Below are 16,692 nucleotides of genomic sequence, written 5' to 3'. Positions count from 1 at the left end.
GCCCACAGCACCGGCTGGACCATGTCCACCCGTTCCATCCAGGCGTCGTCGTCTCCCTTGAGCACCTCGCTCAACGACCAGTCCACATACGGCCCGAGCGCCGCCTCGCACTCCCCGATCCGCGCCGCGAACACCGGCGAGGACTCCAGCAACCCCCGCCCCATCCCCAGCCACTGCGCCCCCTGCCCCGGGAACACGAACACCGCGCCGGAGCCCGAACCCACCACCCCGGAGACGACGTTCCCCGTCACCCGATCCGACGCCAGTGCGTCCAGGCCCCCGGTCAGCTCACCGGTGTCTGCGCCCCAGACGACGGCACGGTGTTCCCACGGGGAGCGGGCGGAGGCGAGCGTCCAGCCGGCGGAGACGGGGTCGGCGTCCGTGAGCGCTTCGGCGAGGGAGGCGGCGCGGGCGGTGAGTCCGGCCGCGCCGCGGGCGGAGAGCGGCCACGGCACGACGGGCGAGGCGGACAGGCCCTCGGGACCGGAGACCACGACGGGCGCCGGTTCGGCCCGGGTGTCCTCGGGGGCTTCTTCCACGATGACGTGCGCGTTGGTGCCGCTGATACCGAATGAGGAGACCCCGGCCCGGCGGGGGTGGCCGTTCGCCGTCCAGTCCTGCTCCTCGGCCAGCAGTCGTAGGCCGCCTGCCGTCCAGTCGACGTGCGGGGTGGGTTCGTCCACGTGCAGCGTGCGGGGCAGTACGCCCTCCCGCATCGCCATCACCATCTTGATGACGCCCGCGACACCGGCCGCGGCCTGCGTGTGCCCGATGTTCGACTTGATCGAGCCCAGCCACAACGGCCGGTCGGGGTCGCGGTCCTGGCCGTAGGTGGCCAGCAGGGCGGCGGCCTCGATCGGGTCGCCGAGCGTCGTACCCGTCCCGTGTGCCTCCACCGCGTCCACCTCGGCGGGCGTCAGCCCGGCGGCGGCGAGTGCCTGGCGGATGACGCGCTGCTGGGAGGGGCCGTTGGGGGCGGTGAGGCCGTTGGAGGCACCGTCCTGGTTGACGGCCGAGCCGCGGACGACCGCGAGGACGCGGTGGCCGTTGGCGCGGGCGTCCGACAGCCTCTCCACGAGCAGCATGCCGACGCCCTCCGCCGGGCCGAAGCCGTCGGCGTCGGCGGAGAAGGCGCGGCAGCGGCCGTCCGGGGAGAGACCGCGCTGGCGGCTCATCTCGACGAATCCGGCCGGGGTGCACACGACGGTCACCCCACCGGCGAGGGCCATGTCGCACTCGCCGTTGCGCAGCGCCTGGACGGCCATGTGCAGGGCGACCAGGGAGGAGGAGCAGGCCGTGTCGACGGTGACCGCCGGTCCTTCGAGGGCCAGTTGGTAGGCGATGCGGCCGGAGGTGACGCTGAGCATGTTGCCGGTGCCGAGGAAGCCCTCGACCTCGTCGGGGACCGAGTCGAGCCGGGAGAGGTACTCCGAGTTGAGTGCCCCGACGAAGACTCCGGTCTGGCTGCGGCGCAGCGAGGCCGGGTCGATGCCGGACCGTTCGACGGCCTCCCAGGAGACCTCCAGCGCGAGCCGCTGCTGCGGGTCCATGGCCAGGGCCTCGCGCGGTGAGATCCCGAAGAACTCGGCGTCGAACCCGGCGACGTCGGCCATCAGTCCGGCGCCGCGCAGGTAGGTCTTGCCGCGGACGTCGGGGTCGGCGTCGTAGAGCGACTCCATGTCCCAGCCGCGGTCGGCGGGGAAGGCGGTTACGGCGTCGCGGCCGTCGCCGACGAGCCGCCACAGGTCCTCGGGCGAGCCGACGCCGCCGGGGAAGCGGCAGGCCATGCCGACGATCGCGATCGGTTCGTCCGGCGCCGCCGCCGTGACGGGGGCGGCGGCGGAGTCGTCCCGTACGCCGGACAGCTCGCCGGCGACGAGGCGGGCCACGGCGGCCGGGGTGGGGTGGTCGAAGGTGAGGGCGGCCGGGAGGCGCAGGCCGGTGGCCGCGTTGACGCGGTTGCGCAGCTCGACGGCGGTGAGGGAGTCGAAGCCGAGGTCCTTGAAGGGGCGTTCGGCGTCGACGGAGCCCGGGGTGGTGTGGCCGAGCACGGCGGCGACATGGGAGCGGACCAGGTCGAGCAGGTGACGCTCGCGCTCCGCGGGCGCCAGCGCGGCGATCCGTGCGGCGAGTCCGGCGAGGGTGCCGGTGCGGTCCGCGTCCCCGGTCTCGGCGGTGCGGCGGGCGGTGCCGCGCACGAGGCCGCGGAGCAGCAGCGGTACCGGCTTTCCGGCGACGGCGGCGCGCAGGGCGGCGGTGTCGACCTGGGCGGCGACGAAGTGGGCCTCGTCGCGGGCGGCGGCGGCGTCGAAGAGGGCGATGCCGGTCCGGTCGGTGAGGGGAACGAAGCCGTTCTTCGCGACCCGGTTGATGTCGGTGTCGGCGAGGTGTCCGGTCATGGCGCTGGCCTGCGCCCACAGACCCCAGGCGAGGGAGGTGGCGGGCAGTCCCTGGGCGCGGCGGTGCTGGGCGAGCGCGTCCAGGAAGACGTTCGCGGCGGCGTAGTTGGCCTGTCCCGGCCCGCCGAAGACGCCGGAGGCGGAGGAGTAGAGCACGAACAGGGCGAGGTCGGTGTCGCGGGTCAGCTCGTGGAGGTTGACGGCGGCGTCGACCTTGGGCCGCCAGACGGCGGCGAGTTGGTCCGGGGTGAGGGACGTGACCAGGCCGTCGGCGAGGACGCCCGCCGCATGGACGACGCCCGTCAGGTTCAGGCCGTCCAGGAGGGCGGCCAGCTGGTCGCGGTCGGCTGCGTCGCAGGCGGCGACGGTCGCATTGGCACCCAACTCACCTAGCTCAGCTATGAGTTCGGCCGCTCCCGGGGCCTCCGGGCCGGTGCGGCTGGTGAGGAGGAGGTTGCGGACGCCGTAGTCGCTGACCAGGTGGCGGGCGAGGAGCGAGCCGAGGGTGCCGGTGCCGCCGGTGATGAGGACCGTGCCGTCCGGGTCGAGGGCGGGCGGCGCGGTGAGGACCACCTTTCCCGTGTGCTTGGCCTGGCTCATGTGCCGGAACGCCTCGGGCCCGCGCCGGACGTCCCAGGTCGTGATCGGCATGTGCCGCAGCGCGCCCCGCCCGAACAGCTCCAGCACCTCGGCCAGCATCTCGCCGCAGCGCTCCGCTCCGGCTTCCTTCAGGTCGTACGCCTGGTAGACGACGCCCGCGTGATCGCGCGCCACCTGTTCGGGGTCCCGCTTGTCGGTCTTGCCCATCTCCAGGAACCGTCCGCCGCGCGGCAGCAGGTCGAGGGAGGCGTCGACGAACTCGCGGGCGAGGGAGTTCAGGACGACGTCCGCACCGGCGCCCCCGGTCGTCGCCAGGAACTTCTCCCGGAAGTCGAGGTCGCGGGAGGAGGCGATCCGGTCGTCCGTCAGCCCCAGGCCGCGCAGCACGTCCCACTTCCCGGGGCCGGCCGTGGCGAGGACGTCGGCGCCGAAGTGCCGGGCGAGCTGGATCGCGGCGATCCCGACACCGCCCGCGCCCGCGTGGACGAGGACGGTGCGCCCCGGTCCGATGCCTCCGAGGTCCATCAACCCGTAGTAGGCGGTGAGGTAGGCCACCGGCACGGAGGCGGCCTGCTCGTACGACCAGCCGTCGGGCACCGGCGCCACCATGCGCGCGTCGGCCACGGCCAGCGGGCCGAAGCCGCCGTCGATGATGCCGACGACGCGGTCACCGGGGGCGAAGCGGGTGACCTCCGCGCCCACCTCCAGCACGACGCCCGCGCACTCGCTGCCCATGACCGTCTGGCCGGGCACCATGCCCAGGCCGATCAGCACGTCCCGGAAGTTCACGCCGGTGGCGCGGACCCCCAACCGGATTTCCCCGGGGGCCAGTTCGGCCGCCGCCTGCGGGGCGGGCAGCAGTCGCAGGCCCTCCAGGGTGCCGGAGGCGGCCGTGTCCAGCCGCCAGGCCCGCTCGCCGGCCGGAGGCACCAGCGCGCCGCCCGTGTCGGCACGGGCCAGCCGCGGTGCCAGCACCTCGCCGGAGCGGACCGCGACCTGCGACTCGTCCGCGGCCAGCGCGGCGGCGACGGCGTCGGTGACCTCGTCGACGGCCTGCTCGCCGGGGTCGAGGTCCACCAGCAGGAACCTGCCCGGCGCCTCGGTCTGGGCGGTACGGACCAGCCCCCAAACGGCAGCAGCCGCCAGGTCCGGGACGTCCTCGTCGGTCCGGGTGGCCACCGCGCCCCGGGTGACCACGGCCAGCCGGGATTCCGCCGGCGCGTCGTCGGCCAGCCACTCCTGGAGCAGGGCGAGCAGGGCGGCCGTCACCGCCTCCGCGTCCCGGGCGAGCCCCGCGCCGGATGCGGCCTGCGGCACGCACAGGACCGTGCGCGGGGCCGGGACCCCGGCCTCCACGACCGCCCGGAGCCTGGCGAGATCCTGGTACGAGTCGACGGCCACGCCCGCGACCTGCGCGGCGGCGGCCAGGCCGAGGGTGTCGTCGCCGACGACCGCCCAGGCGGCCGAGGTGTCGACCGCCACCGCCGGTACGGGGGCCCAACGCAGCGCGAACAGGCCGTCGTTGGTCGGCGATACGGCCGCCGTCACCTGCTCGGGGCGCACGGGCCGCAGCGCCAGGGAACCCACGCGGACCACCGGGCGGCCCGCCGCGTCGGCGACGTCGATCGTCACGGCGTCCGGACCCACCGGCCTCAGCCGCACCCGGGCCGCCACCGCTCCTACGGCCGCCAGCGCCACCTCGGACCAGGCGTACGGCAGCCGCACCACACCCTCGTCCCGGCCGTCGTCCCCGCCGGACCGGCCGAGCCCGATCGCCTGCAGCGCCGCGTCCAGCAGGGCCGGGTGGACACCGAAGCGGGCGGCGTCCGCGTGGTGCTCGTCCGGCAGTTCCACTTCGGCGTAGACCGCGTCGCCGAGCCGCCAGGCCGTGCGCAGACCGCGGAAGGCGGGACCGTATCCGTACCCGGCCGCCTCCGCCTCGGTGTAGAAGGCGGAGAGGTCGACGGCTTCGGCGCCCCGCGGAGGCCAGACGGTCAGCTCGGCCTCGGGCTCGACGGGGGTCGCGGGCGCGAGCACGCCCTCGGCGTGGCAGGTCCACGGCGTGTCCACGGTGGCGTCGGCCTCGGGCCGGGCGTGGACGCTCAGGCCCCGGCGGCCGGTGTCGTCGGGGGCCGCGACGACAACCTGGACCTGCACGCCCGCGCTCTCGGGGAGGAGGAGCGGGGCATGGAGGGTGAGTTCGGTGAGGTGCCCGCAGCCGACCTCGTCCCCGGCGCGGATCGCCAGTTCCACGAACCCGGTACCGGGGAAGAGGACAGTGCCCGCGACGGCGTGATCGGCGAGCCACGGATGGGTTCGGGTGGAGAGCCGGCCGGTCAGCACCAGTCCCCCGTCCGCCGCGAGACTGACGGCCGCCCCGAGCAGCGGGTGCCCTGCGGCACCGAGACCCAGCTCGGCGGGGTCACCCGCGGAGCCGGCCGTCTCCAGCCAGAAGCGCTCGCGCTGAAAGGCGTACGTCGGCAGATCGACCCGGGTGACGGCACGGCCCGCGTAGACGGCGGACCAGTCGATGTCGGTGCCGTGGACCCACAGTTCGGCGGCGCCGGCGATGACGCGGGCACTCTCGTCCTCGTCCCGGCGCAGGGTGCCGACGACGGTGACCGGCTTCTCCGCCGCCTCGGCGATGGCCTGCACGGCGGTGCTGAGGACGGGGTGCGCGCTGACTTCGATGTGCCGGAAGTGACCTTGTCCCAGGGCGACTTGAATCGCTTCGGTGAAGCGCACCGGCTGACGCAGGCCCTCGTACCAGTACGCGGCACCCATGGTCTCGGTGTCCAACACGGCACCGGTGACAGTAGAAATGAGCGGGATGCGGGAGGTCTGCGGTGCCACCGGGGCAAGTGCTTCCAGCAACTCAGCCTTGATGTCCTCCACATGGGCCGAGTGCGAGGCGTAATCGACCGGCACCCGCCGCGCCCGTACACCAGCGGTCTCCGCCACCGACGCGATCTCATCCAGGGCCTCGGGGTCACCCGCGACGACCGTGGCATCGGGGCCGTTGTAGACGGCTATCGACACCCGCTCGCCATACGACGACACCCACTCCGACGCCTGCTCCGGGCCCGTCGCCAGCGACAACATCCCACCACGACCGGCCAGTTCATCCCGAATCGCAGCCGACCGCAGAGCGACCACCCGGGCCGCGTCCTCCAGACTCAACGCACCAGCCACCACCGCAGCCGCGATCTCCCCCTGCGAGTGACCGATCACGGCCGCCGGAGTCACACCGAACGACTCCCACACCGCAGCCAGCGACACCATGACCGCCCACAGAACCGGTTGAACCATGTCGACCCGATGCATCCAGACGTCATCGTCGCCGGTGAGCACCTCGCTCAACGACCAGTCGACGAACGGCCCGAGCGCCGCCTCGCACTCCCCGATCCGCGCCGCGAACACAGGCGAGGACTCCAGCAACCCCCGCCCCATCCCCAACCACTGCGACCCCTGCCCCGGAAACACGAACACCGGCGCACCCGACGCAACAGCCGTACCCGACACCGTGTTACCCGCGACAGCACCCGCCGCCAACGCCTCCAGCCCAGCCGTCAGCTCACCGCGCTCCCGCCCCCACACCACCGCCCGATGCTCCAGCGCCGTCCGCGAAGCCCACAGACTCCACCCCACATCCACCGGCTCACCCGACACCCCCGCCAACCGCCCCGCCTGCGCAGCCAATGCTCCCGGCGTACGCCCCGACACCAACCAGGGCACCACAGGCCACCCAGCACCGGCGGCGATCACCGGCTCCGGCGTCGGCTCTGGGGGCGCCTCTTCCAGGATCACGTGCGCGTTCGTCCCGGAGATACCGAAGGAGGACACCGCCGCCCGCCGCGGCCCGCCCTCCTCTCCGGCGTCCCAGGTTCGCGGTTCCGTGAGGACGGAGACGTGGCCGGCCGTCCAGTCCACGTGCGGGGTGGGTTCGTCCACGTGCAGGGTGCGGGGCAGTACGCCCTCCCGCATCGCCATCACCATCTTGATGACGCCCGCGACGCCCGCGGCGGCCTGCGTATGACCGATGTTCGACTTCACCGACCCCAGCCACAACGGCCGCTCCGCCGAGCGCTCCTGGCCGTACGTGGCCAGCAGGGCATGTGCCTCGATCGGGTCGCCCAGTGTCGTCCCCGTGCCGTGGGCCTCCACCGCGTCCACGTCGCGCGGGGTGAGGCGGGCGTTCTCCAGGGCCTGTTGGATGACGCGCTGCTGGGAGGGGCCGTTGGGGGCGGTGAGGCCGTTGGAGGCGCCGTCCTGGTTGACGGCTGAGCCGCGGACCACGGCGAGGACGCGGTGGCCCTTGGCGCGGGCGTCCGAGAGGCGTTCCCCGGCGAGCACGCCGATGCCCTCGGACCAGCCGGTGCCGTCCGCTGCCGCCGCGAACGCCTTGCAGCGGCCGTCGGCCGACAGGCCGCGCTGGCGGCTGAACTCGACGAAGACGCCGGGGCTCGGCATGACGGTGACGCCGCCCGCCAGGGCGAGGTCGCACTCGCCGTTCCGCAGGGCCTGGACCGCGAGGTGCAGGGCGACCAGCGACGACGAGCAGGCCGTGTCGACGGTGACCGCGGGGCCTTCCAGGCCCAGGGTGTAGGAGAGCCGCCCGGTGAGGACGCTGGTGGCGTTGCCGGTCAGGGAGAAGCCGCTGACCTGTTCGGGGACGTTCAGCATGTCGGTGAGGTAGCCGAAGCTCGACGCGCCGACGAAGACGCCCGTGCGGCTGCCGCGCAGGGAGCCGGGGGCCACTCCCGCGTGCTCGAACGCCTCCCAGCCGGTCTCCAGGAGGAGCCGCTGCTGGGGGTCCATGGCGAGGGCTTCGCGCGGTGAGATGCCGAAGAACTCGGCGTCGAACCGGTCGGCGTCGTGCAGGAAGCCGCCTTCGACGACGTAGCTCTTGCCGGGTGTGTCCGGGTCAAGGTCGTACAGGTCCTCGGCCCAGCCCCGGTTGACGGGGAAGGGGGTGATGCCGTCGCCGCCCTCCGCGACCAGCCGCCACAGGCCGTCGGCGGAGGTGACGTCGCCGGGGAAGCGGCAGGCCATGCCGACGATGGCGATCGGTTCGCGGCTCTTGGCCTCGGTCCGCTGCAGGCGCTGACGGGTCTCCTGGAGGTCGGCGGTGACCAACTTGAGGTACTCACGGAGCTTGGCTTCGTTGCCGGACATCTGCCTTTGTCTCCAGGAGGGGTTGGGGCGGGCGCTGGGGAGCGGGGGTGTTCGGTGATCAGCCGAGGCCGAGTTCCTTGTTGATCAGGTCGAACATCTCGTCGTCGGTGGCGGTGTCGAGGGAGGCGGTCGCTTGCGGCCCGGCGCCCAGGGGGGTGCCGTCGGACGCTTCGGGGCTGTCGTCCTCGTCGGTGGCTTCCAGTCGCCAGACCAGCGACTGGAGGCGCTTGAGGAGCGCGGTGCGGCCCCGGGCGGTGGGCGGGGCGGCGGCCAGGCCCGCCTCCAGCCGCTCCAGTTCACCGAGGGCGGTGGTGTGGCCCTCGTCCTCCGGGGTCAGTTGGCTGTTCAGGTGGGCGGCGAGCGCGCGGGGGCTGGGGTAGTCGAAGACGAGGCTGGTGGGCAGGCGCAGTCCGGTGACGGCGCCGAGCCGGTTGCGGAGTTCGACGGCGGTGAGCGAGTCGAAGCCGAGGTCGTTGAAGTCGCGGTCGGCGTCGACGGTGACCTCGACGGAGCTGCCGTGGGCCAGCACTTCGGCCACCTGCCCGCGGATTAGGTCCTGGAAGAGGGCGAGGCGTTCCTTGGCGTCCTTGCCCGCGAGTTGCCGGGCGAGGCTCGGGCCGCCGGTGTCGGTGGCGCGGGCGGAGGCGCGCCGGGGCGGGGTGGGGAGGATGCCGCCGAGGATGGGGGGCACCATGCCGGCCTGGGCGTTCCGTCGCAGGGTGGCCATGGCGATCTCGACGGCGACGAGCAGGGCGTCGTCGCTCGCGCTCGCCGTGTCGAGGAGGGCGAGGGCGGCCGGGGAGGAGAGCGGGGCGAGCCCGGAGCGGGTGATGCGGTCCAGGTCCGCCCGGTCGAGGCGGCCGGTCATCCCGCTGGTCTCGCCCCACAGGCCCCAGGCGACGGAGGTGGCGGGCAGGTCGTGGGCGCGGCGGTGGTGGGCGAGCGCGTCCAGGAAGGCGTTTGCGGCGGCGTAGTTGGCCTGGCCTGGGCCGCCGAAGACGCTCGCGGTGGAGGAGAACAGGACGAACGCGGACAGGTCGAGGTCGCGGGTGAGGTGGTGGAGGGTGAGGGCCGCGTCCAGTTTGGGGCGCAGCACGGCCTCCACCTGGTCGGGGGTGAGGGCGGTCAGGACGGCGTCGTCGACGACTCCGGCGGCGTGGACGACCGCGGTCAGCGGGTGCTCGGCGGGGATCTTGTCGAGGAGGGTGGCCAGTTCTCCGGGGTCGGCGACGTCGCAGGCGATGATCTCGGCGTCGGTGCCGAGCCGGGCCAGGTCGGCCACGAGGGCGTCCGCCCCGGGGAAGGTGTCGCCGGAGCGGCTGGTCAACAGGAGCCTGCGGACGCCGTGGTGCCCGGCGAGGTGGCGGGCGACGAGGGTGCCGAGCGTGCCGGTGCCGCCGGTGATGAGCACGGTGCCGTCGGTGCGCCAGGGGGAGGTGCTGTCTGCGGGGCCGGTGGGGGTCCAGCGGGCGAGGCGGGGGACGAGGACGCGCTCGCCGCGCAGGGCGGCCTGCGGCTCTCCCGCGGCCAGGGCGGCTCGTACGGCGTCGGCCAGCAGCTCGGGTTCCGGCCCGGTGGCGTCTTCGGCGTCCACCAGGAGGAACCGGTCGGGGTGCTCGCTCTGGGCGGTGCGGACGAGGCCCCACAGCGGGGCGTGGGCGAGGTCGGTGACGTCCTCGCCGGTACGGGTGGCTACGGCGCCGGCGGTGACGAGGACCAGGCGGGTCTCGGCGAGCCGTGCGTCGGCGAGCCATCCGCGCAGGGTGGCGAGGGTGGTACGGACGGCGTCGTGCGCGGTGCCGGCGTCACGCGCGGACGGGTCGGCGGGGGCGGCGCAGGCGAGCAGCACCACGGGGGGCGCGGGGACGCCCGCGTCGAGTACGGCGGTCAGCGCGGCCAGGTCCGGGTACGCGGAGACGGTCGTACCGGCGTACTGCAGGCCGGCGGCGAGGGCCAGCGGGTCGGGGCCGAGGGTCGCCCATGCCTCGTCGTGCGGTGTCTCGGGCAGGGTCGTGTCGAGGGGCTGCCAGTCGAGGCGGAAGAGCCGGTCGCCGTGGACGGGGGCGGCCGGGAGCTGGTCGGGGCGCAGCGGGCGCAGGGTGAGGGATGCGGCGGTGAGCACCGGGCGGCCGGTCGGGTCGGCGACGGTGACGGCCGGGGAGGTGCCGTCGGGGCCGCCGGGGGTGAGGGCCACCCGGAGCTGTCCGGCTCCGGCGGCGTGCAGGGTGACGTCGCGCCAGGCGAAGGGGAGGCGGATGGTGTGGGTCTCGGCGTCGGCGAGGACGCCGAGCGGGTGCAGGGCCGCGTCGAGGAGGGCGGGGTGCAGGCCGTAGGCGTCGGCGTCCGCGCGGGCGGCTTCGGGCAGCGTGATCTCGGCGTAGACCTCCTCCCCTCTGCGCCAGGCGGCGGTCATGCCCTGGAAGGCGGGGCCGTAGCCGTAACCGGCGGTCTCGGCGGCGGCGTAGAAGCCGGTGACGTCGACCGGCTCGGCGCCGTCCGGCGGCCAGGCCGTGAGGTCGGCGGGGGTGGTGTCCTGGGCGTCGGTCAGGATGCCTTCGGCGTGCGCGGTCCAGGGAGCGTCCGGGCCCGCGCCCTCGGGGCGGGAGTGGACGGCGAGGGAGCGCTGCCCGTCCTGGTCGGGGGCGCCGACGACGACCTGGATCTGAACTCCACCCTGTTCAGGCAGAACGAGGGGGGCCTGAAGCGTCAGCTCGCGCACACTCCCGCAACCGACCTCGTCACCGGCACGCACCGCCAGCTCCACGAAGGCCGTCCCCGGCAGCAGCACAGTCCCCGCCACCTCGTGGTCGGCGAGCCAGGGGTGGGTCCGGGTGGAGAGGCGGCCGGTCAGCACGGCACCGCCGTCCGCGGCGAGGCGCACGGCCGCGCCCAGCAAGGGGTGCCCGGCCGCGGCGAGGCCGAGTCCGGCGGGGTCGCCGGAGCCGCCGTGGACCTGGAGCCAGTAGCGCTCACGCTGGAAGGGGTACGTGGGCAGGTCGACGGGGTGCGGATCGCGCCCGGTGAAGTGGGCGGCCCAGTCGACGTCGACGCCGCTGGTCCACAGCCGGGACACGGCCTGCGTGAACGTCTCCACCTCGCCGTGGCCGCGGCGTGTGGCCGGGAGGAACAGGCCCTCCGCGTTCTCGGCGCCCATCGCGGTGAGCGTGGCGTCCGGGCCCAGCTCCAGGAACTTGCTCACCCCGGCCCCGGCCAGCCACGCCATGCCGTCCGCGAACCGCACCGACTCGCGGACGTGCCGGACCCAGTACTCGGGGGTGCGGATCTCCTCGCCCGCCACCCGGCCCGACACGTTCGAGACGACGGGTATGCGCGGCTCGGCGTACGCGACCTCGGCGGCGACGCGCTCGAACTCGCCCAGCATCGGCTCCATCAGCGAGGAGTGGAAGGCGTGCGAGACGGTCAGCCGCCGGGTCTTGATGCCCGCCAGGTCGAAACGCTCGCGCACCGCCTCGACGTCCGACACGGAGCCCGACACCACCACCGAGGCCGGCCCGTTCACCGCCGCCACGTCGACCGCGTTGCCGAGGGTGGCGAGGACGTCGCGCACCTGGGACGTGCCCGAGCGCACCGCGAGCATGGCCCCGCCCCCGGGCAGCGCGTCCATCAGTCCCCCGCGTGCCGCGACGAGCCGGCAGGCGTCCTCCAGCGAGAACACCCCCGCCACATGCGCGGCGACCAGCTCACCGACCGAATGCCCCATCAGGAAGTCGGGGCACACGCCCCAGGACTCCGCCAGCCGGTACAGGGCGACCTCGACCGCGAACAGGCCGGCCTGCGTGAACACCGTCCGGTCCAGCAGCCCGCCCGTCTCGTCCGACAGCGCCTCCACCAGCGACCCCGGCAGCAGCCCTTCGAACCCGGCGCACACCTCGTCCAACGCCCGCGCGAACACCGGGAACTCGGCGGCCAGTTCAGCGCCCATCCGCGCCCGCTGCGAGCCCTGCCCCGTGAACAGCAGGGCGAGGCGCCCGTCCACCGTCCCGCCGGAGGACTCCACGACGGCCAGCCCCGCCGTCAGCTCCGCCCGGTCCCTCCCCCACACCACCGCCCGATGCGCCAGCCCGGCCCGGCCGGTCGCCAACGACCACCCCACATCCACCGGATCCAGCGCCCCGACCACCCCGGACAACCGCCCGGCCTGCGCCACCAACGCCTGCGCCGAACCGGCCGACAACACCCACGGCAGCAGCCCGCCGACCTCAGCCGGGGCGGATGACGGCTCGACGGGCTCTTCCGGCCCCTCCTCCAGCACCACGTGCACGTTCGTCCCGCTGATCCCGAACGCGGAGACGGCGGAGCGCCGCGGACGGCCCGTCTCGGGCCAGGGCGTCGGCTCGGTGAGGAGGGAGACGCTTCCGGCGGACCAGTCGACGTGCGGGGTGGGCTCGTCGACGTGCAGGGTCTTGGGCAGTACGCCCGCCCGCATCGCCATCACCATCTTGATCACGCCCGCCATGCCGGCCGCGGCCTGCGCATGGCCGATGTTCGACTTGATGGACCCCAGCAGCAGCGGCCGGTCGGGGTCCCGGCCCTGGCCGTAGGTGGCGAGCAGGGCCCGGGCCTCGATCGGGTCGCCCAGCGGGGTGCCGGTGCCGTGTGCCTCGACGGCGTCCACGTCCGCCGGATTGAGGCGGCAGTTCAGCAGCGCCTGCCGGATGACGCGCTGCTGGGCCTGGCCGCTGGGGGCGGTCAGGCCGTTGGAGGCGCCGTCCTGGTTGAGGGCGGAGCCGCGGACGACCCCCAGCACCCGGTGGCCGTTGCGGCGGGCGTCGGAGAGCCGTTCCAGGACGAGGACACCGGCGCCCTCGGACAGGCCCATGCCGTTGGCGTCGGCGGCGAATGCCTTGCAGCGGCCGTCGGCGGCGAGTCCGCGCTGGCGGCTCCAGCCGCTGAACTCGTCGGAGGTGGACATGATGGCGACGCCCGCGGCGACCGCGAGGCCGCACTCCTCGCCGCGCAGCGACTGCGCGGCGAGGTGGAGGGCGGTCAGCGAGGAGGAGCAGGCGGTGTCCAGGGTGACGGCGGGGCCTTCGAGGCCGAAGGTGTAGGCGATCCGGCCGGAGACGATGCTGCTGGCGCTGCCGGTGACGAGGTGGCCCTCGATGCCCTCGGGGACCTGGTGGATGCCGGAGCGGTAGTCGAGCGGGTTGCAGCCGACGAAGACCCCGGTGGCGGTGGAGCGCAGGGAGGTGACGGGGATCCCGGTCCGCTCGAAGGCCTCCCACACCACCTCCAGCAGGATCCGCTGCTGGGGGTCCATGGCCACCGCCTCGCGCGGCGAGATCCCGAACAGTGCGGCGTCGAAGCGGTCGGCGTCGTAGAGGAAGCCGCCCTCGCGGACGTAGCTCTTGCCGTGCCGGTCGGGGTCGGGGTCGTAGAGGTCGTCCAGGTCCCAGTCACGGTTGGCGGGGAGGCCGCCGATGGCGTCACCGCCTTCGGTGACGAGCTGCCACAGCTGCTCGGGCGAGGTGATGCCGCCCGGGTAGCGGCAGGCCATGCCGACGATGGCGATCGGCTCGCGGTCCTTCTCCTCCACGGCGGCGAGGCGGTTCTGGGTCTGGCGGAGGTCAGTGGTCACCCGCTTGAGGTATTCGAGGAGCTTCGCTTCGTTCTGCGCCATCGTCGACATCTCCACAGTTGCTGGGTGGTCGGGCCGGAGCGGGTGTCAGGAGTTACCGAATTCGCGGTCGATCAGTGCGAACATGTCGTCGGCGGTCGCCGCTTCGAGGTCCCCTTCGTCGGTGGTGCCGGTACCGGTGGTGGTGCCTGTGGCGTCGTCGTTCAGCCGCAGCAGCAGGGCCTGGAGCTGCCGGGTGAGCTTGAGCCGGGTGTCGGTGTCGGGGGTGGTCGCGGCCAACGCCTCTTCGAGCCGGCCGAGTTCGGTGAGCACGTCGCCGCTGCCCGGGGTGTCGCCGTCGAGTGCCATCTCGTCGCGGAGCAGGGAGACCACGGCGTCGGCGGTGGGATATTCGAAGACCAGGGTGGTGGGGAGGGCGAGGCCGGTGGCGGCGCCGAGCCGGTTGCGCAGCTCGACGGCGGTCAGGGAGTCGAAGCCGAGATCGCGGAAGACGCGGGTCGGTTCGATGGTCGCCGGGCCGCTGTGGCCGAGGACGGCCGCCGCCTGGCTCCGTACCAACTCCAGCAGCTCACGTTCCTGTTCACCGGCGGGCAGGGCGCGCAGGCGGGCGCGGAGTTCGGAGGTGTCCGCGTCGGGGGCGGGGGCGGCCCGTCCGGGGGTGGGGAGGTGCGGCCGGGCCTGGGGGAGGTCGTCCAGGAAGTGGGTGGTGCGGGCGTAGGTGAAGAGCTGGGTGAAGCGTTCCCATTCGACGTCGGCGACGGCGATGTTGACCTCGTCGTGGTCGAGAACCTGCTGGAAGGCGGTGAGGGCGAGTTCGGGGTCGATGAGCGGCAGGCCCTGGCGCTGGGCGCGCCGGTTGAGGACGGGCCGTTCGGCGGCGTCCTGGCTGTCCCACTCGTTGACGGCGTCCCAGATGCCCCAGGCGACGGCGGTGACCGGCACCCCGCGGGCCCGCTGCCCCTGCGCCCAGGCGTCGAGGTGGGCGTTGGCGGCGGAGTAGGCGCCGTGGTCACCGCTGCCCCAGAGCGCGGCGACGGACGAGTACACGACGAACGCGTCCAGCTCCCGCTCACCGAGCAGTTCGGCGAGCATCCGGGCGCCGGTGATCTTGGCGTCGATGACGTGGGCGTACTGGGCGAGGGTGGTGTCGGCGAGGGCGCCGAGCTCGTAGCGGACGGCGGTGTGGAAGACGGCACGGATCTCGTCGCCGGCCGCGTCCAGCCCGCCGATGAGCGAGGCGAGTTCGGAACGGTCCGTCACATCGCAGGCCGCGATGGTGACCCTGGCGCCCAACTCCTCCAGCCGCGCCCGCAGTTCGGCGGCTCCTGGCGCGTCGGGGCCCCGCCTGCTGGTGAGGACGAGGTGTTCGGCGCCGTTGCGGGCCAGCCAGCGGGCGAGGATGCCGCCCAGCAGTCCGGTGCCCCCGGTGACGAGGGTCGTGCCGCGCGGCTTCCAGTCCCGTACCGGCCCGTCGGCGGGCAGCGGCGCGGGCACCATCCGGCGGGCGAACAGACCGCCGGGCCGGACGGCGACCTGGTCGTGCTCGACGGTGTCGCGCTGGGCGAGCACGGCCGCGATCCGGCGGCGGACCCGCTCGTCGTCGAGGTCGGCGGGCAGGTCGAGGAGGCCGCCCCACTGCTGCGGCAGTTCCAGCGCGGCGACCCGGCCCATGCCCCAGACCTCGGCCTGGACGGGGTGGGTGATCTCGTCTCCGTAGCCGGTGGCGACGGACCCGCGGGTGACGCACCAGACCCGGGCGGACAGCCCGGTGTCGGTGACCGCCTGGATCAGCGCAAGCGTGGCGGCCACGCCCTCGGCCACCACGGGCTGCCCCTCGGCGGGCCGTACGTCGGCCAGCGCCAGGGTGGACAGCACCCCGGTCACCCCCTCCGAACCGACCGCCTCGGTCAACAGCCGCGCCAGCAGGCCGCGGTCGGCGTCACCGACCGGCACGGGCACGGTCACGACGTCGGCGCCACGCTCGGTGAGCAAGCCGGTGAGACCGGTGCACCAGTCGTCCCCGGCGCCCTCGGGGGCCAGGTGCAGCCAGCGGCCGGACAGCGCGGCCGGTACGGCGGGCTCGGCCTGCTGCTTCCAGGCGACCTTGTAGCGCCAGCCCTCCACGGTGGACAGCTCCCGGTGCCGGCGCCGCCAGGAGGCCAGCTCCGGCAGCACCTCCCGCCAGGCGTCCCGCTGACCGTTGAGAGCGAGCGCACCGGAGAGAGCGTCCATGTCCTGACTCTCGACGGCCTCCCAGAACGCGGAGTCCAGGGTGCCGCCACGGCTGGTGTCGGCCGCGGTGTCGTCGCTGGGCTCCAGCCAGTAGCGGCGGTGCTGGAAGGCGTACGGGGGCAGGTCGACGCGGCTGACGGGGCGCCCGGCGTAGACGGCGGACCAGTCGATGTCGCTGCCGTGGACCCACAGTTCGGCGGCGCTCGCGAGGAAGCGGGCGTTCTCGTCCTCGTCCCGGCGCAGGGTGCCGACGACGGTGACCGGCTGTTCCGCGGCCTCGGCGATGGCCTGCACGCCCATGGTGAGTACAGGATGGGCGCTGACCTCGATGAGGGTGGTGCTGCCTTGTTCGAGGGCTACTTGGACGGCCTCGGTGAAGCGCACCGGCTGACGCAGGCCCTCGTACCAGTAGGAGGCGTCCATGGTCGTCGTGTCCAACACCCCGCCGGTGACGGTGGAGATCACCGGAATGCGGGAGGTCTGCGGTGTCACCGGGGCAAGGGCTGCCAGCAGCTCAGCCTTGATGTCCTCCACATGGGCGGAGTGCGAGGCGTAATCGACCGGGACCCGCCGCGCCCGTACGCCAGCGGCTTCCGCCCTCGCCGAGATCTCGTCGAGGGCTTCCGGATCACCGGCCACCACCGTGGCATCGGGACCGTTGTAGACGGCTATCGACACTCGCTCGCC

Annotated in this window: 3 protein-coding genes; all 3 read right to left on the bottom strand. The window is 74.0% G+C overall.

Annotation, left to right across the window (positions count from 1 at the left end; translation table 11 throughout):
* Nucleotides 1–8,174, bottom strand: an 8,174-nt coding sequence (locus tag ACWD1Z_RS35115) for an SDR family NAD(P)-dependent oxidoreductase (RefSeq protein ID WP_451124597.1), incomplete at its 3' end; no start/stop codon positions are given.
* Nucleotides 8,175–8,232: 58 nt separating this feature from the next.
* Nucleotides 8,233–13,773, bottom strand: coding sequence for an SDR family NAD(P)-dependent oxidoreductase (locus ACWD1Z_RS35110; protein WP_451124599.1), 5,541 nt, complete (start codon nucleotides 13,771–13,773; stop codon nucleotides 8,233–8,235).
* Nucleotides 13,774–13,860: 87 nt separating this feature from the next.
* The coding region (locus ACWD1Z_RS35105; protein ID WP_451124595.1) for an SDR family NAD(P)-dependent oxidoreductase at nucleotides 13,861–16,692 on the bottom strand (2,832 nt) is incomplete at its 5' end.

It is taken from the genome of Streptomyces sp. NPDC002784, from assembly GCF_053592135.1.
The sequence above is the reverse complement of the archived record's forward strand: the minus strand, read 5'-3'. Positions and strand labels throughout refer to the sequence as shown.